The organism is Novosphingobium jiangmenense (genome assembly GCF_015694345.1).
In the GTDB taxonomy this organism is placed as follows: domain Bacteria; phylum Pseudomonadota; class Alphaproteobacteria; order Sphingomonadales; family Sphingomonadaceae; genus Novosphingobium; species Novosphingobium jiangmenense.
The window spans coordinates 34,506-56,046 of the sequence record NZ_JADQDC010000016.1 but is presented as its reverse complement, the minus strand read 5'-3'; the positions used below and the strand labels follow the sequence as shown (position 1 = coordinate 56,046).

The window sequence follows — 21,541 nt, the reverse complement described above, 5'->3', positions numbered from 1 at the left end:
GGTTGACTATTTGTCCGGGGATGAGCGGTGGCTTAACCGACCGGCAGGCGCAATGTGGCCGTCAGGCCAGTGATGGTGCCGCGCGGCCCGCGTCGATTGCCGAGGGTAAGCGTGCCACCGTGCTGATCAGCGATGGCGCGGGCGAGCGTGAGGCCAAGGCCGGTGCCGCCGGTGCCGCTGTTGCGCGAGGCCTCGAGCCGGGTGAACGGCTCCATCATGCGGGCGATTTCGTGTTCGGGGATGCCGGGGCCATCGTCCTCGATGCGCAGCACTGCCTCACGGCCTTCGCGGGCGAGCGTGATCCGCGCGCGCTCGCCATAGCGCATGGCGTTGGAGACGAGGTTGCGCAGGGCACGCCGCATCCAGGTGGCGCGGACGGGGAGGACGATGCGGTCGGTATCGCCAAGCTCGACCGGCTCGCCCATGTCCTCGAACTCGCCGATCACGTCGGCGACGAGGGCGGAGAGCTCGGTGGGTTCAAGGGGATCGGACGGACGGCCGACCCGGGCGAGCGAGAGGATGTCGTCGAGCGAGCGGTTGATGTCTTCGATCGTCGCGGCCATGCGGGCGCGTTCGACATCGTCCTCGACCGCCTCGATCCGCACGCGCAGGGCGGCGAGCGGGGTCTTGAGATCGTGCCCGATTGCGCCGAGCATGACGTCCTTCTCATCGAGCATCGCCGCGATGCGCGCTTCCATGGCGTTGTGCGCCACGATCAGGCCCTGGATATCCTCCGGGCCATCGGGCTGGAGCTGGCCATCGAGCGTGCGGTTGCCGGCGAAATCCTCGACCCGGCGGGTGAGGGCCTTCAAAGGCCGTGCCATGCGGCGCAGGATCAGTGCCATGGTGCCGACGAGCACGAGGTAGAGCACGATGGTCTGGCCCACCAGCGGAGCCAGCACGCGCAACTCGCCGCCTTCGGTAAAGACGCGGGTGGAAAGCCACTGGCCAGTGCCGGTCTGGACCGAGGCAATGACGAGGCGGGGCATCGGCTCGTTCGAAAAGGCGGCAAGTTCACGCCGGTGGCGCTGCATGAACTGCAGGCTGGGGAGGTCGGTCCGGGGATCTCGCTCGAACACGATTACCTGCTTGGGATAAAGCCCCTGTGCCGCGAGGACTTCCGCCAATTCATGTTCCACGCGCGGCAGTCGCGGTTCTCCGGCGCGCTGGATCGGCTTTGCCGAGTGTTCAAGCCGGAATGGCGGCGGCACCCGCTCGTCATCGTCGCGGTGCTTGCGCCTGCCGTCGGGCATGGGGCCAAGCAGGCGGAAGGCTGCGGAGCTGACCATGTTGGATTCGCGCCGGTGGTTCTGTTCCTTCCAGATCAGCACGGCGGAGATCGTCTGCGCCACCAGCAGCGCAAGCGCGATGGCCAGCAGGACCTGGCCCTGCAGGCTGCGCGGCCAGAGGCGGATTGACTTCACCTCGGTCAGGCCTCTTCACTGGTCGGTGCGCGCTTGCGCACTTCGGCGGCGAGCATGTATCCGCCGCCCCATACCGTCTGGATCAGCTGGGGATTGCGGCTGTCGACCTCGACCTTGCGGCGCAGGCGCGAAATCTGGTTGTCGACCGCACGGTCGAACAAGTGCGCCTCGCGGCCCTGGACCATGTCGAGCAGGCGGTCGCGGTCGAGCACCTGGCGGGGATGGTCGAGGAAGGCCATGAGCAGGCGGAACTCGGCCGAGGAAATGGCGACGTTCGCGCCTTCGCGGTCGATCAGGCGGCGCTTGAGCGGATCGAGCCGCCAGCCTTCGAATTCGTAGATCACCGCGTCCGATACTTCGCTCGACTGCTTGGTCGCGCGGCGCAGGACCGAGCGGATGCGGGCGACGAGCTCACGCGGGTCGAACGGCTTCACCACGTAGTCGTCGGCGCCGATTTCCAGCCCGACGATGCGGTCGGTCGATTCGCCCTTGGCGGTGATGAAGATGACCGGCAGCCGCTTGGCCTCGACGAGGTGGCGGCAGAGCGACAAACCGTCCTCGCCCGGCATCATGATGTCGAGCAGGACAAGGTCGCAGCCCGCTTCGAGCAGGCGGCTGCGGGCTTCGGCAGCGGTTCCGGCCTGCGTGACGACAAACCCCTGCCGGACCAGATAGTCCGCCAGGGGTTCGCGCAGCGCAGGTTCGTCATCGACCAGGAGCAGTCGGATCGGCGCTTCGTTCATTATGCGTCAGTCTGCCGGAGGCGGCGGCGGAGGTCCATCGCCCATTGCGCCCATGTGTCCTTCATGCGGGCCGCGCATCTTGCCCACCATGGCCTTCATCGCAGCGCGACGCTCTTCCGGGGTGATCTTGCCGTCCTTGTTGGCGTCGGCCATGTCGAAGTGCGCCTTCACGCCAGCATCGAATTCGGCGCGGGTGACGGTGCCGTCCTTGTTGGCGTCGGCCATCATTGCCATGTGGCCGCCCATCATCATGCCGCCCATGCCGCCGTGACGACGACCGCCGCGATGGCCCTTGTGGTCACCGTCCGGGCCTTCGGGACCCTTCATCTGCTGGTGATGGGCAATGAATTCAGCCTGGCTGATCGAACCGTTCTTGTCGGTGTCGATCTCGGCGAACTTCTCGGCCCACTTGGCGCTCTGGTCAGCCTTGTCGAGCTTGCCGTCCTTGTTGACGTCGAGCTTGGTCCACATCTCGTCGGACTTGGCCTTGGCTTCGGCCCAGGTGATGGTCTTGTCGCCGTCGGCGTCCATTTTCTGCGCGAAGGCAGGCGAGGCGGCGTAGAGCGCGAGCGAGGCCGTGGCCGTCACTGCGGCGACGGCCGCTATCTGGAATGTCTTCATTGGTCCGTTCCCGTCAGGAGAGAGGGAGGAGACTGCGGCCGCCTTGCTCAGCAAGGAGAGGGGGAGGGATGCCTTGCTCAGGGGGGACTGAAAGCCGGCGACCGCAGTTCCTGTAGTCCCTATCTAGGCGCAGCTTGTCGCGCGACTATGCCGGGGACGCGGGTTTATTGTCGCAATTTGTCGCGCCTGCCGATCGCCGTTCATGCGGGCGCAAGCGCGGGCGGTCAGCCCATCACGAAAGCGTTGAGCTTGTTGCCATCGGGATCGCGGAAATAGGCCGCATAGAAGCCGCCGCCGCGCAGGCCCGGCGCGCCTTCGCAAGTGCCGCCGTGCGCCAGTGCGATGGCGTGGAGGCGACCGACCTGTTCCTTGTCCTTCGCTTCGAGCGCGACCATCACGCCGTTGCCGACCGTTGCGGGCTGGCCATCGAACGGTGCCATCGCGCCGATGCCCGCCCCGCCACCCGGAGCGCCCCAGGCAATGCCGGTTTCGAACTCCATCATCCGGCCCACGCCCATTTCTGCAGCGATGGCATCGTAGAAGGCGGCAGCCTTCGCCAGATCATTGGTGCCGACAGTGACGTATCCGATCATCGCATTGTTCCTTATCCGTGAGTCGATAAGGAACAATACGTGAACAATGAGGCCGTCACAAGGGCGCGCAGGCGGCCTCGAGCCAAGCCAGATCGTCGCCGGACAGCTGCGGAGCGAGCACTTCGCGCACCTTGGCGTGATAGGTGTCGAGCCACTCGCGCTCCTCGGGCGAAAGCAGCGCGACATCGACCAGATCGCGGGCGATCGGCGCGAAGGTAAGCGTCTCGAAGCCATAGAACTCGCCCTCCGCTCCGGCGATGTCGCGCTTCTCGACCAGCACGAGATTTTCGATGCGGATGCCGTACTCGCCGGTCTTGTAATAGCCCGGCTCGTTCGAGAGGATCATGCCTGGCATCAGCGGCTGGCCGGTGCCCGCCTGTCCGCCGCTCGCCTTGGCGATGCGTTGCGGGCCTTCGTGGACGGCGAGGAAGCTGCCAACGCCGTGGCCAGTGCCGTGGGCGTAGTCGAGCCCTGCCGACCACAGGAACTGGCGGGCGAAACTGTCAAGCTGGCTACCCGCCGTGCCCTTGGGAAAGACGGCGCGGGCAAGCGCGATGTGGCCCTTCAGCACGCGGGTGAAGCGGTCCTTGACCTCCGCGTGCGGCGCATCCGGGCCGACCCAGACGGTGCGGGTGATGTCGGTGGTGCCGTCAACATACTGCCCGCCCGAATCGACGAGGTAGACGCTGTTGGGCTCCAGCGTGCGGCTGGTCTCCTCGCTGACCCGGTAGTGGACTATCGCGCCGGTCGGCCCGGCGCCTGAGATCGTGTCGAAGGACAAGTCGCGAAGCAATCCGCCCTCGGCCCGGAAGGCTTGCAGGCGGTCGGCTGCGGAAAGTTCGGTGACCGTGCCCTTGGGCGCCTCGACTGCGATCCAGCGCAGGAAGCGGGCGATGGCCGCGCCATCGCGGGCCTGGGCGGCGCGGTGCCCCGCCTGCTCGACCGGGTTCTTGATCGCCTTGGGCAGGACGACCGGGTCGGTCACCGCAACGGCTTCGGCGCCTGCCTGATGGAGCGCTTGGAAGATCGCGGCGACCGAGCGTTCGGGATCGACGGCGACCTTGCGGCCTTTCATCTCGCCAAGAGCATGAAGGAAGGCGTCGCGCGGGTGGACACGCACGGCATTGCCCAGATGCGCAGTCAGTTCAGGCGTGACCTTCTCGGGCGCGATGAACAGATCCGCCGTGCCATCGGCATTGGCGATCACGAACGACAGCGCAACCGGCGTGCGATCGACGTCCGACCCGCGAATGTTGAGCAGCCACGCCACCGAATCGAGCGCGGTGATCACCGCCGCGTCATAGCCGTTGCTGCCGAGCCATTCCGCGACGGCTGCGCGCTTTTCGTGCGCGGACTGTCCGGCGTGTTCATCGGCATGGGGCACGGCCACGGCAAGCGAGCGTTGGGGCTGATCCTCCCACACCGCATCGACCGGATTGTGCGCCACCGGGACCAGCGTCGCATCACGCTTGTCGAGCGCGGCGCAAACGGATTCGACCCAGCCTTCGGAGTGCAGCCAGGCATCGAAGCCGATCTTCGCGCCTTGCGGCACGTGAGCGGCCAGCCATTCGCCGACGCTGGTCTGCGGCACCGACTGGTACGACCACAGCTTGCCATCGACCTGATCGCGCACCTGCAGGGTATAGCGCCCGTCGACGAAGATCGCCGCCTCGTTGGCGAGGACAACTGCCGTGCCCGCCGAACCGCCAAAGCCGGTCAGCCATTCCAGCCGCTTGGCATAGGCGCCGACGTATTCGCTCATGTGCTCGTCGGAGATCGGGATGACGAAGCCGTCGAGGCCGTCCTTGGCAAGCTGCTTGCGCAAGGCGTCGAGGCGGGCTTCGTGAGTCTGCATCAGCATGGGATAAGGTCCTGAATGTGGGCGGCCCGCCTTGCGGGCATCATGTGCGCAACATAGATGCGAGGGATGAGCATTGCCACACCTCCTGTCGCCGCCAAGATCCCGCACAGCTTCTCGCACCACGGCCTGACCGTTTCCGACGACTACGCCTGGCTGCGCGATCCCGGCTATCCCGAGGTGACCGACAAGACCGTGCTTGCCCATCTCGAGGCCGAGAACGCCTGGTTCGAGAGCCGCATGGGCGAACGCAAGCCGGTGATCGACGCGCTGTTCAAGGAAATGCGCGCGCGCATCAAGGAGGCCGACAAGTCGGTCCCGCAGAAGGATGGCGATTTCCTCTACTGGATCGAATTCGAGGAAGGCGCCGAATACAAGAAGTGGTGGCGCCGTCCGGTGGGCGCGGCCGACGATGGCAGCGCGGACGAACTGATCCTTGATGAAGTGGCGCTGGCCGAAGGCAAGGACTACTTCCGCCTCGGCGCGATTGCCGTGTCGAAGGACGGGACGAAGCTGGCTTGGTCGGTTGACGACAATGGCTCGGAGCGCTTCACCGCGCGGATCAAGGTAATCGCGACCGGCGAGATCCTCCCCGACGAAATCCCCGGTACGCTCTCCGGCCTGATCTGGGTGAAGGACGACACCGGCCTCGTCTACAGCCTCGCCAACGAGAACTGGCGGACGGACAATGCCCGTCTGCACTGGATCGGCCAGCCGCTGGAAAATGACGTCGAACTCTATCACGAGGACGACGAGGGCTTCCGCGTCGGCGCTTCGCTTTCGGCGAACGAGAAGTGGCTGATCATCTCGACCGGGGACCACGAAACCGGCGAAGTGCGGCTGGTTCCGGCGGACGATCCGCTGGCCGAGCCGCTGCTGGTCAAGCCGCGGCAGAAGGGCGTGGAGTACGATGTCGATGAGCGTGACGGCGTGCTCTATATCCACGCCAACGACACGCACGAGAACTTCCGTTTGGCGACGGCGCCGCTGTCCGATCCCGGCAACTGGACCACGTTGATCGAGGGGACGGACGATTTCTATCTCACCGGGTTCGACCTGTTCCGCAATTTCTACGTCACCGAAGGCCGGGTGCGCGGGCTGGATCGCATCGAGGTGCGCTATTACGACGATCCTTCGCGGGTCGAACCGATCGAATTCCCGGAGGCGAGCTACGAAGCCTCATTGGGCGACAATCCCGAGTGGGACATGTCGGTGCTGCGCGTCGGCTATGAATCGATGGTCAGCCCGGCGTCGTCCTATGACTACCACGTGGCCACCCGCAGCCTGACGCTGCTCAAGGTGCAGGAAATCCCGAGCGGGTATGACGCCTCGCTCTACGAAACCGCGCGGCTGGAAATCGCTGCCCGCGACGGCACGATGGTTCCGGTCAGCGTGGTCTGGCGCAAGGACCGCAAGTCCGGTGGGCCGCTGCATCTCTATGGGTATGGCGCCTATGGCATCGCCATTGGCCCCGGCTTCTCGACCACGCGCCTGAGCCTCGTCGATCGCGGCTTTGCCTATGCCATCGCGCATATCCGGGGCGGCGATGACCTTGGCCGCGCGTGGTACAAGGCCGGAAAGCTGGAGGCGCGGACCAATACCTTCAACGACTTCGTGGACGTGGCGAAGGGCCTGATCGAGCGCGGCTTCACGCAGGCCGGCAAGATCAGCATCTCGGGCGGCTCGGCCGGGGGCGAGCTGATGGGTGCGGTGATCAATTCCGATCCCGAGCTGTGGGGCGCGGTCGTGGCGCATGTGCCGTTCGTCGACGTGCTCAACACCATGCTCGACGAGGACCTGCCGCTCACCCCCGGCGAATGGCCGGAATGGGGCAACCCGATTGAGGACAAGGCCGCGTTCGAGCTGATCCACTCGTACTCGCCCTACGATCAGGTCAAGGCCCAGGCCTATCCGCCGCTGATGGTGACGGCGGGACTCAATGATCCGCGCGTGACCTATTGGGAGCCCGCCAAGTGGGTGGCCAAGCTGCGCGAGGTGAAGACCGACGCCAACGAGCTGATCCTAAAGACCAACATGGGCGCAGGGCACGGCGGCAAGTCGGGCCGGTTCGAGAGCTTGAAGGAAACAGCGGAAGAGTTCGCCTTCATCCTGTGGCAGCTGGGGGTGGAGGCTTGAGCAACCGCCACACCTTGACCTTCACCGCAGGCCCCGAGCACATCGACGAGCTCGGCCATGTCAACAATGCGGTGTGGGTAAACTGGATTCAGGACATCGCGACCGCGCACTGGTCGGCGGTGGCGGCGGCGGAGCACCAAGACGCTTACGTCTGGGTCGTGACGCGGCACGAGATCGATTATCGCGGCAACATCGTCGCGGGCGAAAGCGTGACCGCCGAGACATTCATCCCCGAGCCGCCGACCGGCGCGCGCTTCGATCGGCGGGTCGATTTCCGCAACGCGGCGGGCAAGGTCATTGTCAGCGCCAAGACCACCTGGGCGATCATCGACCGCGCCTCGGGCCGCATCCTGCGCGTGCCCAAGGACGTGGCGGCGCCGTTCCTGCCCTAGGTTTTCGCCCGGGCCTTTCCATTCTGCCGGAATGGTTGCAACCATCGCGCGCCGGCACGCGTTTGGCTGCAGATGCAAGGGCAGTACGTGGAAACGACGAGTGGTGCAGTCACGCCGTCAGGGCGCTATCGCGACCGCCAGCGCAGCGGGCGCGATCGGCTTGTGCCAACTATGCTGGCTGCATTGCTGCATATCGCGGTGCTGTGGGGCGTGATCCACGGTTTCGGCGGCGTCCCGGCGATTACCGATCTCGCCAAGGAGACGTTCACCACCAGCACTTTCGACGTGCCGCTGGAAGAGCCAAAGCCCACGCCTACCCCGACCGCGCCCGAGCCAGCCGGTGCATCGGGCGAGGAGGGGAAGAAGGCCAAGCCCAAGCCGGTCGTCGCCAAGGCCCGCGTCCCCTCGCGGCAGGAGAACGCGCCCCCCGTTGCCTCGACCGGGAAGGACACGCGCTCGGGCGCCACCGCCCAGGGGCAGGGCACTGGCGGGGGTGGCGAGGGGATGGGCACCGGCAGCGGCGCAAGCGGCAATGGCTCCGGCGGCGGCCTCGCCCGCAAGGCCGAGAAGATCGCCGGCGATATCCGATCGACCCGCGACTATCCGGTAAAAAGCCAGCAGGAACGCATCGGCAAGCGCGTGGTTATCCTGCTGACCGTGGGCGCTGACGGCCGCGTGTCGGCGTGCCGTATCTACCGTGCGAGCGGGGTGCCCGAAGCCGACGCGGTGACCTGCCGTCTCGCCACCGAACGTTTCCGCTTCCGTCCGGCCACCGACGCCGATGGCAATCCCGTTTCTTCGACATATGGCTGGGAGCAGCGCTGGTTCGCGCCATGATGCTGCGCTGCAGCACTGCTTTCGGTATATCCTGTGTTATACAAGCAGTTGGATTGAAGAACTTTTACGACAACCTGCGTTATTCATACGGCGTATTTGTTGCATTGCAATGCAACCGGATTGCCCGCCCCGCGTTGGTTCATCGACAGTACAGCAACCGCGCAACGCGGCTCTGCGATGAACCTTCGGAAGAACCCGCACGCCATGACTCTCATCGACAATGCCTTTGGCACCGGCGACGCTACCGCTCCCGGAGTCCTCTCCTTCCTGCGGCGCGGCCAGAAAGCTCCGTGCCGCATTGCCCTGATTGGTGGCTACACCCCGCGCAAGTGCGGCATCGCCACCTTCACCACCGACATCTACGAGCAGCTTCGCGCGCATCATTCCGATGTTGCCGTTGATCTGCATGTGATCGACGATCCTCGCTCGCCTCTCGCCTACGAGGGTGTCCGAGGCCTGATTCGGTCTGACAGCGCAGAGGATTATCGCGCCGCCGCTCGCCGCATGAACGAGGACGCGGTCGACGCGGTCTGGCTGCAGCACGAATACGGCATCTTCGGCGGCCAGGACGGCGACATGGTGCTCGAACTGGTTGACCGCGTCGCCGCGCCGCTGATCGTCACCTTGCACACGGTGCTGGCCGAGCCTTCGGCGCACCAGCGTGAAGTACTCGAACATATCCTGCGCCGCGCCTCGCGTGTGATGGTCATGTCGCAGCATTCGATGGGGCTGCTGCAGGAGCTTTACCACGTTGCGCCCGAACGTGTTGCCGTGATCCCCCACGGCGCGCCCGACCGCCCGTTCGGCCGGGGTGAGGCCTACAAGGCGCGGATTGGCCATCAGGGCCGCCGCGTGATGATGACGTTCGGCCTGCTCGGTCCGGGCAAGGGTCTGGAAACCGTGATCGAGGCGCTGCCTGCCGTGGTGGAGAACCACCCGGACGTGATCTACCGCATCGTCGGCGCCACGCACCCGAACCTCGTTGCCAGCGAGGGCGAACGCTATCGCGAAGGCCTGGAGAAGCTGGCGCAGGACCTTGGCGTCGCGGCCAACATCGAATGGGACAACCGCTTCCTCGATCTCGACGAACTGCTCGACCAGCTCGAGGCCTGCGACATCTACCTCACGCCCTATCCCAACATGCAGCAGTCCACCTCGGGCACGCTGAGCTATGCCGTGGCGCTGGGCAAGGCGGTAGTCTCGACGCCTTACGTCCACGCCCGCGAACTGCTCGCCGATGGCGTGGGCGTGCTGGTGGAACCGCGACAGGCAGACGTGATCGCAGCGGCCGTCAACCGCCTGCTCGATGATCCGGACGAGTTGCGCGCCGTGCAGAAGCGTGCGTGGGACAAGGGGCGCGAAACGATCTGGCCGCGCTTTGCCGCTGCCGCGCGCGCGCTGGTCGAAAGCGTCGTCGTACGCCCGGCGCGTTCGATGCCTTTGCTGGCCACGCCCGGCTTCTCGGGCGTTGCCGCGATGGGCGATGCCACCGGCATGCTCCAGCATTCGATCGGCACGGTGCCCGACCGTCGCCACGGCTATTGCCTCGACGACAACGTGCGCGCGCTGATGCTGATGGGCGCGGCGGATTCCGTGCCTCTGGCCGAGCGCCAGCGCTGGGCCACGGTCTATGCCTCGTTCATCCAGCACGCGTGGAATCCGGAAGCGCAGGCCTTCCGCAACTTCATGAACTTTGACCGCACCTGGTGCGAACCGATCGGTTCCGCGGACAGCAATGGCCGCACCGTCTGGGCGCTGGGTCGGGCAATGAACGACGCGCCTGACGAGGGTCTGCGTTACTGGGCGTCGCAGTGGTTCGACATCGCGCTGGCGCCGGTTGCTGCAATGGATGCGCCGCGCACAGTCGCCTTTGTCATGCTCGGCTGCATCGAGGCCTTGCGGGCCAACCCGTCGCACGGCGCAGCGCGGGAAAGCCTGCAGCACGGCGGCGAGCTTCTGGCCAGCCTGCTGAACGAGGCGCGGCGTCCCGACTGGGCGTGGTTCGAAGCCATGCTCAGCTATGACAACCCGCGCCTCTCGCAGGCGCTGATCGGGGCAGGTCAGGTTCTCGGGCGCGATGACTGGACTCAGTCCGGCCTGTCGTCGCTGCGCTTCATCGCACGCCAGCAGGTTTCGGCACAGGGGCATTTCCGCCCTGTCGGCTCGGAAACCTTCGGTCGGCCTTACGAGAACATGCCCTTCGACCAGCAGCCGCTCGAAGCGTGGGCGGCGGTCGATGCTGCGGCTGCGGCCTTTGCCGCGACCGGCGACGCGACCTGGCTGCGCCATGCCGAAACCGCCTATCGCTGGTTCCTTGGCGGCAACGATCGTGGCGAGGTGCTGGGCGATATCGTCTCGGGACGTTGCCGCGATGGGGTGACACCGCAGGGCGTCAACCTCAATTGCGGGGCGGAATCGATCCTCGCGTTCCAGCTGGCGCATTATGCCATGGTCGCGCTGGCACAGCGTCCGCTTGCCGGGAAGACGCGTCAGGAACCGAACGCGCCCGATACCATTGCCATGAAGATCAACAGCAAGGGTACGCAACAGCTTGCGGGTGCTTGAACAAAGGCTTCATGCCGATCCATCGCGGGTCGTGCTCCGTCCGTTTCATCTTGGCTGGCAGGGGCCCGGCGGTTCCGGCGCGCGTGCGCGCAAGCTGGTCGACGATGTCATCTCGCTCAGCAGCAGCGAGGCGGACGAGGAGTACGCCCGCGTCCTGCACGATTTCGAGGAACGCCACTGGCAGACCGAGCAACTGTTCGAGGAACGCTATCGCCAGATGGAAGCCGTGCTGGGCTTTGACGGTTCGGAACTGTCGAGCCGCCGCAAGCGGCTGATCGGGGCGTACTTCTGCCACGAGTATACCTACGCCGCAGCCGCACTGATGAACCCCAGCATCGTCCCCCATCCCGACCAATCGGGCATGACCGGCGGTGCCGTGCGCTTCGTCATGAGCCTGCGCGCCGTGGGGGAAGGCCACATCAGTTCGATCGTGTTCCGCGAAGGCATTGCCCTGCCCGATGGCGCGTTCGAGCTTTGGCCGCAGAGCCACTTTGCCACGGCCATGCTGCCCGACAACAGCCTGACGGCCTGTGTTGGCGATGACTGCGCGGTGACCCTGCACCGCCATGCCGAAAGCACCCTGTCCAACAGCGTGATCTTCCCGGTGACCGAGCAGCAGCGCGGCGGGCTGGAGGACCTGCGCCTTGTGCGCTTCGATCATGGCGGTGGCGATTACGAATGGATCGGCACCTACACCGCCTATTCCGGCGCCGAGATCCGCTCGGAACTGTTGCGCACGCGTGACTTCCGCTCGTTCCTGCTCGAACCGATCATCGGGCGCGCCGGGCGCAACAAGGGCATGGCGCTGTTCCCGCAGAAGGTTGGCGGGCAATACTGCATGGTCGGGCGACAGGACGGCAAAAACCTGTTCCTGCTGCGTTCAGACAAACTTGAACGATGGGACGATGACGGCGTCCTGCTGATGGAGCCGGAATTCCCGTGGGAGTTCGTGCAGATCGGCAACTGCGGCAGCCCGATCCTGACCGATCAGGGCTGGTTGCTGCTTACGCACGGCGTCGGCGCGATGCGCAAGTATGCGCTCGGTTGTGCGCTGCTCGATCGCGATGATCCCTCGAAAGTCATCGCCCGGTCGAGCAAGCCGCTGCTGACGGCAATTGACGCAGACCGCTTCGGCTATGTGCCCAACGTGGTCTACACCTGCGGCGCGTTGCTGGTCGGCGAGCAGCTGCTCGTGCCCTACGGCATTTCCGACAGTGCTGTGGGATTTGCCACCACCTCGATTGCCGAGATGCTGGCAAGAATGGACGCGACCCGCTAGAACCCGCGCTCCCTTGCGGGGCCGCCAATGCAACAACAAGGCTGCTGATGACTGACATAGTACCCGTGATCCTGTGCGGCGGCAGCGGCACCCGGCTGTGGCCCCGTTCGCGCAAGACGCGGCCGAAGCCCTTCCTGCCGCTGGTGGGCGATGAAACCCTGTTCCGCGCCACAGTGATGCGCTGCCCTCCCGAAGAGGGCTTCGGCGATCCGGTTGTCGTCACCGGCGCTGCGCATCTCGACCTTGTCGAGGAGCAATTGCCTGATCCGGCGCGGACGCGGGTGATCGTCGAGCCGCAGGGGCGCAACACCGCCGCCGCGATCGCGCTGGCGGCACTGACCCTGCCGCAAGACTCCGTCATGCTGGTCTGTCCCAGCGACCACCATATCGGGGATTGCACCGCCTTCCGCGCTGCGGCCAGCAACGCCGCAGCATTGGCCGAGCAGGGCTGGCTGGTATCGTTCGGCATCGTGCCCACCGCGCCGGAAACCGGCTTCGGCTATCTCAAGCAAGGATCGGAAATCGAAGGTTCGGCGGGGATGCGGGTCGAGCGCTTTGTCGAAAAGCCCGATCTGGCGCGGGCCATGGAGTTCCTTGCGAGCGGCGAATACGCATGGAACGGCGGCATCTTCGCCTTCCGCGTCGGCACGTTCCTCGAGGAACTCGGGCAGCACCGCCCTCGCATCCTCGAGGCGGTCAAAGCGGCGGTGGCCGCAGGCAAGGCCGACGGGATGCGCTTCTATCCCGACAGCGATGCCTTTGCGCAGGTGCCGAGCGAGTCGGTCGATTACGCGGTGATGGAAAACACCACGCGTGCGGCGATGGTGCCCGCCGTGATGGCATGGTCCGACATCGGCAACTGGCAGGCGCTGCACGAGGCGCAGGCGTGCGACGAAGCGGGCAATGCCGTCCGTGGACCGGCGGAACTGAAGGATTGCAGCAACGTACTCGTTATGAGTGACGGCCCCCGCGTTTCGGTGGTGGGCGCGTCGAATCTCATGATCGTCGTCGATGGCGACGAAGTCCTCGTCTGCACGCCCGAAGGCGCACAGAGCGTGGGCAAGCTTTCAGGAGCCGCGAACCAGTGAAGTTGCTGCCCCGGCGATTGGTCGAAAAGCCGTGGGGCAAGAACGATCTGCCTGCGCCGTTCGAAGAGTTTTCCGGAAGAAGCATCGGCGAAATCTGGTTCGAACCGCCGCCGGAACTGCCCTCGATCCTGGTCAAGTACATCTTCACCAGCCAAAAGCTGTCGGTGCAGGTCCATCCCACCGATGCGCAGGCGCGGGAACTTGGCGAGACCGACCGCGGCAAGGAGGAGTGCTGGCTGATCCTCGATGCCGAGCCTGACGCGAAGCTGGGCATCGGATTTGGCCAGCATCTCGATGCACAGGCCATGCGCGCCGCAGCCCTGGATGGCAGCATCGAAGGCCTGATGGACTGGTACCCGGTCAAGCGCGGGGACTTCTTCTTTATCCCGGCGGGCACCGTCCACGCCATCGGCGCGAGCATCAGCCTGATCGAGATCCAGCAGAACAGCGACATCACCTATCGCCTTTACGACTACGGTCGTCCGCGCGAACTGCACCTCGACCAGAGCGTGGCCGTTGCGCAAGGCGGGCCGCACGCTCCCTCGCTGCGTCGCCATGACGTGCTCTCAAAGTCGGGCACTCTTGCGAGCGGCAAGTATTTCACCGCCGATTGCGTGATCGGTGAACCTGCGCCCGAGGTTCGTTCCGCCTATGACGCGCCGTGCCTGGTGATCCCTGTCGACACAGCCGTGTCTCTTTCCGGTGAAAGTGTGGACGTAGGTCAATGCGCGCTGGCTGACACTGCGCAGAACGTCCGATTCTCTACATCAGGCACCTGCCTGCTCGTCCGCCCGGTCTAGCATTTCCTGCCGCCCCGGCAAAAAGGGTGGCGAATTCATGTAATGTTATGTTGTAACATGCGCAGCGTGGCGATATGGAGCCGCCAACGCCGCACGGTCAAAGGGCCGGTGGCAAGGTCGCATAAAGCAAGGACATTCCATGCGTCTTACCGCTCTCCTCCTCGGTGTCGCCGCAATTGCCACCCCGGCCATGGCCCAGCAGGCCCCGGCCCCCGCCGCTGACGACCAAGGTGACACCCACGCCCAGACGCCGACGCAGATCGTCGTGACCGCTGCGTTCAATCGCGACCGCGCGGACATCATCTCCGGCGTCTCGGTCCTGCAGGGGCAGGAACTGGCGCAGTCGATCCGCCCGACCATCGGCGAAACGCTTGATCGCACCCCCGGCGTCTCGGCAACCTCGTTCGGACCCAACGCCTCGCGCCCGGTGCTGCGAGGTCTTCAGGGCGAGCGCGTCCGCATCCTGACCGACGGCATCGGCGCCTTCGACGTGTCCAACACCAGCGCCGACCACGCCGTGGTGATCGACCCGCTGCTGGCCGAGCGCATCGAGGTGCTGCGCGGGCCTGCCACGCTGCTGTTCGGTTCCTCGGCCATCGGCGGCGTCGTCAACGTGATCGACAAGCGCATCCCCCGCGTCGTGCCGGACGAGATCGCCCACGTCGATGCCATGGCGACGTACGGCACGGCAGCGGACGAACGCTCGATCGGCGCGGCGGTTGACGTGCCGGTGGGCAAGCAGTTCGTCGTCCACGCCGATGGCAGCTACCTCAAGACCGGCAACTTGCGCGTGGGCGATTACGTGCTCGCCCCCTCGGCCCGCGCCGTCGCCCTCGCTAATGCCGGGACCGAGACGCAGGAGCAGTTGGACGAAGGCATCGACTTTGCCCGCAACGCGTCGCTCAAGGGTCGCCTGCCCAACTCCGCCGCCGAGACCTGGACCGCAGGCGTTGGCGCGGCGCTGATCACCGATACCGGCAACATCGGCGTTTCCTACAGTCACTACGACAGCCTCTACGGCATCCCCACCCGCTATGCGATCCGCCCGGGCGAAGAGCAGGAAGCCCCCCGGCTCGACGTGGCGCAGGATCGCGTCGATCTGCGCGCCGAGGTCGAAACCGGCGGCGGTTTCCTCAAGTCGATCAAGGCCCGCGCCGGGTTTGCCTCATACCGCCACTTCGAACTGGAGCCCGATGGCGCGATCGGCACCGCGTTCTACAACAAGGGCCTCGAAGGCCGCGTCGAGCTGGTGCAAGCCGATCGCGGCGCGTGGAAGGGGGCGAGCGGCGTCCAGTACTTCGCCCGCGATTTCAACGTGATCGGCGATGAAGCCTTCCTGCCCAAGAACTCGACCCAGCAGCTGGGGCTTTTCACGCTGCAGCAGCTGGATCTCGGCGCGCTCAAGCTCGAAGGCGGCGCGCGCTATGAGCACACCGTGCTCGAAGCCAAGCCGTTGCCTGACCAGCCGCAGTTCTTCAATGGCAAGCGCACCTTCGATACCGTCTCAGGTTCGGCGGGCGCGTCCTATGGCTTTGCCGACGGCTGGCGCTTCGGCGTCAACCTCAGCCGCACCGTGCGCGCGCCCTCGGCGGAGGAGCTTTTCGCCAACGGCCCGCACGCAGGGACGCAGGCGTTCGAAGTCGGCAATCCGGACTTCAGGACCGAACGCGCCTGGGGTCTGGAGGGCGTGCTGCGCGGCTCCGGCCCTGGCTATACGCTCGAAGCCTCGGTCTATCACAACTGGTTCGACAACTTCATCTACGAGAGCCTGACCGGCGCGGTCGAGGATGGGCTGCCGGTGTTCCAGTTCACCCAAGGCAAGGCGCGTTACTACGGCTTCGAACTGCAGGGCACGGTCACGCTGGCCAAGCTCGGCGGGTTCGACGTGGTGGCCGATGGCGTGGCCGATTATGTCCATGCCAAGATCGAAGGCGTCGGCCCCGCACCGCGCATTCCGCCGTTGCGCCTGCTCGGTGGCTTGGGCCTCAAGGGCGAGAAGGTGGACGTGCGCGGCGAAGTGGAATGGAGCGACAGCCAGCCGCGCCTCGCCAATTTCGAGACGCCGACCGCCAGCTTCACACTGGTCAACGCCGAAGTGAACTTCCGCCCGTGGGGCAACGAGCGCCCGCTCTCCTTCGCGCTTTCGGCCAACAACATCTTCGACGTCGACGCCCGCCGCCACGCCTCCTTCCTCAAGGACTTCGCCCCGCTGGCAGGCCGCGACATACGTGTGAGTGCGAGGGTGAGCTTTTAAGGTCAACGGTTCATCGCCGATAAAGCCGTGGCCCAGCAGCTTTCCCGAAGGATCAGGGAAACGGTGAGGTCACGGCATGAAGCGGATCGGAATCGCAGGCGCTGCTGCGCTGGTCATTCTCGGGGCAGGGCTGGCCGAAGCGCGCCCCGGCGACCGATTGCGCGAACGCATCGCCAAGCGCATGGAACAGCGCGCCGAAGGTTCGGCCAGGCGTGAACGAGCGCCCGGTGCGCAGACCTTGTCCTATGGCACTGACCCGCTGCAGGTCATGGACTTCTGGGCTCCTGTGGGCGCGAAGAATGCGCCGCTGGTGCTTTACGTCCACGGCGGCGGGTGGAAGCGTGGGAGCAAGGATACGGCGATGGGCAATGCCCTGCCCGGCCACTTGCGCGATCAGGGCTACGCCTTCGCCTCGATCAACTACCGTCTCGTCCCCGCCGCCACAGTCGAGCAACAGGCGAGCGACGTGGCGCAGGCGCTGGCGTATCTGCTGGCGCGGGCGGACAAGCTGGGCATCGACCGCAGCAAGGTCGTCATCACCGGCCACAGCGCGGGCGCCCACCTCGTCGCGCTGGTGGGGACCGACGAGCAATACTTGCGCAAGGCGGGCCTGTCCTTCGCCGACATCGACGGCGTGATGCCCAACGACGGCGCGGCCTATGACGTGCCCAGGCAGATGGAGCAGGCCGGCCGCATGATGGCCGATACCTACAAACAGGCCTTCGGCACCGACCTGGCGCGGCAGAAGGCGCTATCCCCGGTATTCCACGCCGCCGCCCCCAACGCCCCGCGCTTCTTGTTGCTGCACGTCCAGCGCAAGGACGGCGTGGCACAGGCGCAGGAACTCGGCGCGGCGCTGAAGCAGGCGGGCGTGAAGGTGGAATACGGCAGCTTCCCCGGCACCGGCTTGCAAGGCCACGCCGAGATCAACCGCAAGCTGGGCGAACCGGACTATCCCGCGACGCCGGTGATGGATGCGTGGTTGAAGGGGGTGTTTGGGGGGTGATCGTCCCGAGCGCAACTCTATGCGATTTTGCCCAAGATATTGTCGAATAAGGGCGTGCGCCTCGCTGGTTGAACTTCGTGCCCCAGCTATGTAACGGTCAATCCGACGACGCAGCACGCCGATGCGGTTGGCGTTTTCCACTATAGGAGGCCGCCATGTCTGTTGAGATTATTCGGGTGGAAGAGCCGGAAATCATCAGTTGGTCAAAGCAGATTTTGGATGGTGCAAAACGGCAAGCAAAGGATCGGCCATATTTAGCCCTTCCCATTGTGACGGTGGTGGGTGTAGCCGCTGCGCCTGTGATTGCAACAACGGCAGCATCCGTTTCGTTAGCTGCTGCGGGCGGGCTTGTTGCGGCGGGCGCGTGGGAGCTGTTTTGGGGGCCGGAAACTCCGCCTCCGGTTACCTATCTCCCAGCTGAAATTGCTAGTCATACACAAGATATACATGGTCAGCCGCTTAGGCGGGGTATCACTTACATGCGCCATCCAAGGCCAAGCGAGCTATCCCGAATCATTAAATCAACTGATTTCCACAGCTATATTATGAGTCAGCAAGTTTCAGAAATAATTCACTACTTGAGGGCGGAGACTCATTTAAAATCTCTGAGTATTTTAATTCGATCTGCGGATAGAACTCATGTCGTTGTGGGCGGTAAATTGGAAAAATTGCCCGTAAATATCAAAGCGGAATCGAGAAATGCTAACGAAAGACGCATGACGCTGACTTGCGACGATGAAAATCGGATAGAGCATTTGCCGAGTTATGTTTGGCTAAATGATTTTCCTGAAGTTGTTGCTGCAACGCGTTATGCTCGACGTGGGAAAATGCAGTTTTCCCAATCGACAGATATGAGCTTCGGAATGACTGGAAATTTCGCAAAATATGCGAACTTTAGTGCTGGTTGGCTTTCTACCTTTGTCATCGAGGTTGAGGCCAGTTTTTCATGAGTGCTCTGTCGCAGAATGTCCTTCTAGGCGTCTGCCTTCAAACCTTCTCCGGCCCGCTCTTGCCCAACACATGCGTGCATCCCAGCGCCTGCGCGCTGTCCGCATCGCTGAGCGCGGCAACCGTGCGCCAGCCAATCGAGCGCAACCGGGCCGCTTCATCACGGTCATGCCCGAGCGGCAGGAACACGCGGTCTTCCGGGGTTTCGCTCGCCGAGAGCAGGTCGATAAGCGCGTCCGGGTAGAGCGAAAAGCCGGTCGCCGCCTCATCCTTGCCGTTCCCGGCAATGCGATAGGTGCCGCCGCGTCCCACCGGCCCGCGCGCGCCTTCGGCGTAGAGGGTGAAGCCGAACCAGGTCTGGTATTCGAAGCCGTGGCGCTCGCTCGGGTCGAGCGTCAGGCGGGCCGCGCCGTTCAGGCTCGCGGCAATCTGCTTGAGCGAGGCGATGCGCGAGGCGAGCGCGCCGCCCGCGTCGATCTCGCAAAGCTTCTCGATGGCGCTGTCGAATTCGCCGGTGGCGTAGAGCAGGGGCACGTAGGCCTCGCCGCCGACATCGCGTAAGCCCCCCGCATCCTTGGTATCGAGTTCGCGGCGCACCGCCTCGATCTGTTCGGCTGCCAGCGGGAAGGCCTTGGCGGCGAGCGTATCGACCAGATCGGGCAGGGTGAAATCGACGCTGACGCCGCGCGCGCCTGCGGCCTGCAGCGCCTCGACGGCGAGGGAGACGATCTCGGTCGCCGCCGCCAGATTGTCCGCGCCGACCAGTTCGGCACCGCACTGCAGCTTCTCGCGCGCGGGGTTCAGCCCGTCGCTCTTGATGGTCAGGACCTGCCCTGCGTACATCAGGCGCAGCGGGCGCGCGGCTTCGGCCAGGCGCGTCTGGGCGATGCGGCCGATCTGCGGGGTGTGGTCAGACCGCAGGCCCATCATCCGCAGGCTCGACGGATCGGTGAAGCGGAACATGCGGCGTGACTGGATGCCCGCCATGCGCGCGGCGAGGCTCTTTTCGAACTCGATCATCGGCGGCAGCACGCGGTCATAGCCGTGGCCGTGCATCACGTCCTGAATGCTGCGCATCACGCGCGTGGTGGTCGCCGCCTCGGCAGGCAGGCGGTCCTCAAGCCCCTCGGGCAGCAAGCTGGAATCGACGTCGGTCATGTGCGGGCGCTTAGCGGGTGAGCCTGCAAAAGCAAAGGGCGGGCGCATTTCTGCACCCGCCCAAGTTGTTTGCGAAACCACCCGTTGTAAACCCACCCCCGGCCCCTCCCTTAAGGGAGGGGAGCGAGACTTATCGAGCCGCAGGCGCGATTAGTCGCAGCGGGGAGGGTTTCCGACGGCGTCGTCGCAATCCAATCAGACGAAGTTCAGCGCCTTGACCACGCGCACGCCTTCGATGTCGCACGCCTGCTTGAGCACGTCCTGCGGGACCGGGCTGTCGAGCGAGAGCAGCAGCACTGCCTCGCCACCGGCTTCGCGGCGGCCGAGGTGGAAGGTGCCGATGTTGATGTTCGACTGGCCGAGCAGCGTGCCGATGCGGCCGATGAAGCCCGGCGCGTCGGAGTTGACGATGTAGAGCATGTCGCCATCAAGGTCGGCTTCGATGCCGATGCCGAAGATCTCGACGAGGCGCGGCTGGCCGTTGCCGAACAGCGTACCCGCAACCGAGCGTTCGCCTTGGCTGGTGCTGACGGTGACGCGCACCAGCGTGCGGTATTCGCCTTCGCGATCATGGCGCACTTCGCGCACGTCGAGCCCGCGCTCCTTGGCGAGGAACGGCGCGTTGACCATGTTCACGCTCTGCGAATACTGGCTCATCAGACCGGCGAGGACTGCAGCGGTGATCGGCTTCTGGTTGAGCTGCGCGGCGGCACCTTCAACCTCGATGGCGATCTTGGTCAGGTTGTCGTGCGCGAGCTGGCCGACCAGCTTGCCGAGCTTTTCAGCCAGCGCCATGTACGGCTTGAGCTTCGGCGCTTCCTCGGCCGAGAGCGAGGGCATGTTGAGCGCGTTGGTGACGCCGCCCGAGACGAGGAAGTCGGCCATCTGCTCGGCCACCTGCAGCGCGACGTTGACTTGCGCTTCGTTGGTGCTCGCCCCGAGGTGCGGGGTGCAGATGAAGTTCGGCGTGCCGAACAGCGGCGATTCCTTGGCGGGTTCGGTCTCGAACACGTCAAGCGCGGCACCTGCCACCTGGCCCGAATCCAGCGCAGCCTTGAGCGCGGCTTCATCGATCAGACCGCCACGCGCGCAGTTGATGATGCGCACGCCCTTCTTCGTCTTGGCGATGTTCTCGGCCGAGAGGATGTTGCGGGTCTGGTCGGTCAGCGGCGTGTGCAGCGTGATGAAGTCCGCCTTGGCCAGCAGCGTATCGAGATCGGCCTTTTCGACGCCCATTTCCACGGCGCGCTCAGGCGTCAGGAACGGGTCGAAGGCGACGACCTTCATCTTGAGGCCGAGCGCGCGGCTGGCGACGATCGAGCCGATGTTGCCCGCGCCGATCAGGCCGAGCGTCTTGCCGGTGACTTCAACGCCCATGAAGCCGTTCTTCGGCCACAGGCCCGCCTGGGTCTGCGCGTTGGCTTCGGGGATCTGGCGGGCCAGCGCGAACATCATCGCGATGGCGTGTTCGGCAGTGGTGATCGAGTTGCCGAACGGGGTGTTCATCACCACCACGCCCTTGGACGAGGCGTAGGGGATGTCGACGTTGTCGACGCCGATGCCGGCGCGGCCGATGACCTTGAGGTTGGTGGCGGCATCGAGGATTGCCTTGGTCACCTTGGTCGACGAGCGGATGGCAAGGCCATCGTATTCACCGATGCGCGCGATCAGCTGTTCCGGCGTCTCACCGGTGATCACGTCGACGTCGCAGCCCATCTCGGTGAAGATGCGGGCGGCATTGGGGTCCATCTTGTCGGAAATGAGAACCTTGGGCTTGGTCATAAAATCCTCGTCATTCTCGCGAAGGCGGGAATCCATGTCCCGGCGTCGCGTAAGGCG

At 65.1% G+C, this 21,541-nt stretch carries 17 protein-coding genes; 10 read left to right on the top strand and 7 right to left on the bottom strand.

Going from position 1 to position 21,541, the window contains the following annotated elements; translation table 11 throughout:
• Positions 1 to 32: 32 nt before the first annotated feature.
• From I2488_RS17725 to I2488_RS17705, 5 genes are all read right to left on the bottom strand, one after another.
• Positions 33 to 1,424 (bottom strand): ATP-binding protein, encoded by a 1,392-nt coding sequence (locus I2488_RS17725; protein ID WP_196277112.1) that lies wholly within the window; start codon positions 1,422 to 1,424, stop codon positions 33 to 35.
• A gap of 5 nt (positions 1,425 to 1,429) precedes the next feature.
• Positions 1,430 to 2,167: a response regulator gene (locus I2488_RS17720; protein ID WP_196277111.1), complete on the bottom strand. Its 738-nt coding sequence runs from the start codon at positions 2,165 to 2,167 to the stop codon at positions 1,430 to 1,432.
• Between the two features lie 6 nt (positions 2,168 to 2,173).
• On the bottom strand, positions 2,174 to 2,788 hold the full coding sequence (locus I2488_RS17715) for an EF-hand domain-containing protein (protein ID WP_196277110.1): 615 nt from the start codon (positions 2,786 to 2,788) through the stop codon (positions 2,174 to 2,176).
• A gap of 224 nt (positions 2,789 to 3,012) precedes the next feature.
• Positions 3,013 to 3,381, bottom strand: a complete 369-nt coding sequence (locus tag I2488_RS17710; RefSeq protein WP_196277109.1) for a VOC family protein — start codon at positions 3,379 to 3,381, stop codon at positions 3,013 to 3,015.
• A gap of 55 nt (positions 3,382 to 3,436) precedes the next feature.
• Positions 3,437 to 5,236: an aminopeptidase P family protein gene (locus I2488_RS17705; RefSeq protein WP_196277136.1), complete on the bottom strand. Its 1,800-nt coding sequence runs from the start codon at positions 5,234 to 5,236 to the stop codon at positions 3,437 to 3,439.
• Between the two features lie 63 nt (positions 5,237 to 5,299).
• On the opposite strand from I2488_RS17705, the gene I2488_RS17700 reads away from it, so the two are divergent.
• The 10 genes from I2488_RS17700 (at position 5,300) to I2488_RS17655 (ending at position 18,546) form a co-directional block, all read left to right on the top strand.
• Positions 5,300 to 7,375: a S9 family peptidase gene (locus tag I2488_RS17700; protein WP_196277108.1), complete on the top strand. Its 2,076-nt coding sequence runs from the start codon at positions 5,300 to 5,302 to the stop codon at positions 7,373 to 7,375.
• Positions 7,372 to 7,767 (top strand): acyl-CoA thioesterase, encoded by a 396-nt coding sequence (locus tag I2488_RS17695; RefSeq protein WP_196277107.1) that lies wholly within the window; start codon positions 7,372 to 7,374, stop codon positions 7,765 to 7,767. The genes I2488_RS17700 and I2488_RS17695 overlap by 4 nt, the downstream gene beginning before the upstream one ends.
• A 72-nt stretch (positions 7,768 to 7,839) precedes the next feature.
• On the top strand, positions 7,840 to 8,604 hold the full coding sequence (locus I2488_RS17690) for a TonB family protein (RefSeq protein WP_246465749.1): 765 nt from the start codon (positions 7,840 to 7,842) through the stop codon (positions 8,602 to 8,604).
• A 177-nt stretch (positions 8,605 to 8,781) separates the two neighbouring features.
• Positions 8,782 to 11,169, top strand: a complete 2,388-nt coding sequence (locus I2488_RS17685) for a glycosyltransferase family 4 protein (RefSeq protein WP_246465748.1) — start codon at positions 8,782 to 8,784, stop codon at positions 11,167 to 11,169.
• A 31-nt stretch (positions 11,170 to 11,200) separates the two neighbouring features.
• On the top strand, positions 11,201 to 12,448 hold the full coding sequence (locus tag I2488_RS17680; protein ID WP_343071109.1) for a glycoside hydrolase family 130 protein: 1,248 nt from the start codon (positions 11,201 to 11,203) through the stop codon (positions 12,446 to 12,448).
• Positions 12,449 to 12,495: 47 nt separating this feature from the next.
• The gene (locus I2488_RS17675; RefSeq protein ID WP_196277105.1) at positions 12,496 to 13,536 is read left to right on the top strand and encodes a mannose-1-phosphate guanylyltransferase; all 1,041 of its coding nucleotides are present in this window, start codon (positions 12,496 to 12,498) and stop codon (positions 13,534 to 13,536) included.
• The gene (locus I2488_RS17670) at positions 13,533 to 14,336 is read left to right on the top strand and encodes a cupin domain-containing protein (protein WP_196277104.1); all 804 of its coding nucleotides are present in this window, start codon (positions 13,533 to 13,535) and stop codon (positions 14,334 to 14,336) included. The genes I2488_RS17675 and I2488_RS17670 overlap by 4 nt, the downstream gene beginning before the upstream one ends.
• A 139-nt stretch (positions 14,337 to 14,475) precedes the next feature.
• Positions 14,476 to 16,590 carry a TonB-dependent receptor domain-containing protein gene (locus I2488_RS17665; protein WP_196277103.1) on the top strand — a complete coding sequence of 705 codons (2,115 nt, stop codon included), beginning with the start codon at positions 14,476 to 14,478 and terminating at the stop codon, positions 16,588 to 16,590.
• A 76-nt stretch (positions 16,591 to 16,666) separates the two neighbouring features.
• Positions 16,667 to 17,596 (top strand): alpha/beta hydrolase, encoded by a 930-nt coding sequence (locus I2488_RS17660; protein ID WP_196277102.1) that lies wholly within the window; start codon positions 16,667 to 16,669, stop codon positions 17,594 to 17,596.
• A gap of 155 nt (positions 17,597 to 17,751) precedes the next feature.
• Positions 17,752 to 18,546 carry a hypothetical protein gene (locus I2488_RS17655; protein WP_196277101.1) on the top strand — a complete coding sequence of 265 codons (795 nt, stop codon included), beginning with the start codon at positions 17,752 to 17,754 and terminating at the stop codon, positions 18,544 to 18,546.
• Positions 18,547 to 18,583: 37 nt separating this feature from the next.
• Here the strand turns inward: I2488_RS17655 and I2488_RS17650 are convergent, their stop codons facing one another.
• Positions 18,584 to 19,702: an ATP phosphoribosyltransferase regulatory subunit gene (locus I2488_RS17650; RefSeq protein ID WP_196277100.1), complete on the bottom strand. Its 1,119-nt coding sequence runs from the start codon at positions 19,700 to 19,702 to the stop codon at positions 18,584 to 18,586.
• 195 nt (positions 19,703 to 19,897) lie between these two features.
• Entirely contained in the window at positions 19,898 to 21,484 is a 1,587-nt protein-coding gene (gene serA, locus I2488_RS17645; protein ID WP_196277133.1) for a phosphoglycerate dehydrogenase, read from the bottom strand.
• Positions 21,485 to 21,541 lie beyond the last annotated feature (57 nt).

Bases quoted from the DNA above. Each gene is read 5' to 3' on its own strand.
- I2488_RS17720 (WP_196277111.1), bottom strand. From the start codon at position 2,167: ATGAACGAAGCGCCGATCCGACTGCTCCTGGTCGATGACGAACCTGCG.
- I2488_RS17715 (WP_196277110.1), bottom strand. From the start codon at position 2,788: ATGAAGACATTCCAGATAGCGGCCGTCGCCGCAGTGACGGCCACGGCC.
- I2488_RS17710 (WP_196277109.1), bottom strand. From the start codon at position 3,381: ATGATCGGATACGTCACTGTCGGCACCAATGATCTGGCGAAGGCTGCC.
- I2488_RS17705 (WP_196277136.1), bottom strand. From the start codon at position 5,236: ATGCAGACTCACGAAGCCCGCCTCGACGCCTTGCGCAAGCAGCTTGCC.
- I2488_RS17700 (WP_196277108.1), top strand. From the start codon at position 5,300: ATGCGAGGGATGAGCATTGCCACACCTCCTGTCGCCGCCAAGATCCCG.
- I2488_RS17690 (WP_246465749.1), top strand. From the start codon at position 7,840: ATGCAAGGGCAGTACGTGGAAACGACGAGTGGTGCAGTCACGCCGTCA.
- I2488_RS17685 (WP_246465748.1), top strand. From the start codon at position 8,782: ATGAACCTTCGGAAGAACCCGCACGCCATGACTCTCATCGACAATGCC.
- I2488_RS17675 (WP_196277105.1), top strand. From the start codon at position 12,496: ATGACTGACATAGTACCCGTGATCCTGTGCGGCGGCAGCGGCACCCGG.
- I2488_RS17665 (WP_196277103.1), top strand. From the start codon at position 14,476: ATGCGTCTTACCGCTCTCCTCCTCGGTGTCGCCGCAATTGCCACCCCG.
- I2488_RS17660 (WP_196277102.1), top strand. From the start codon at position 16,667: ATGAAGCGGATCGGAATCGCAGGCGCTGCTGCGCTGGTCATTCTCGGG.
- I2488_RS17655 (WP_196277101.1), top strand. From the start codon at position 17,752: ATGTCTGTTGAGATTATTCGGGTGGAAGAGCCGGAAATCATCAGTTGG.
- I2488_RS17650 (WP_196277100.1), bottom strand. From the start codon at position 19,702: ATGACCGACGTCGATTCCAGCTTGCTGCCCGAGGGGCTTGAGGACCGC.
- serA (WP_196277133.1), bottom strand. From the start codon at position 21,484: ATGACCAAGCCCAAGGTTCTCATTTCCGACAAGATGGACCCCAATGCC.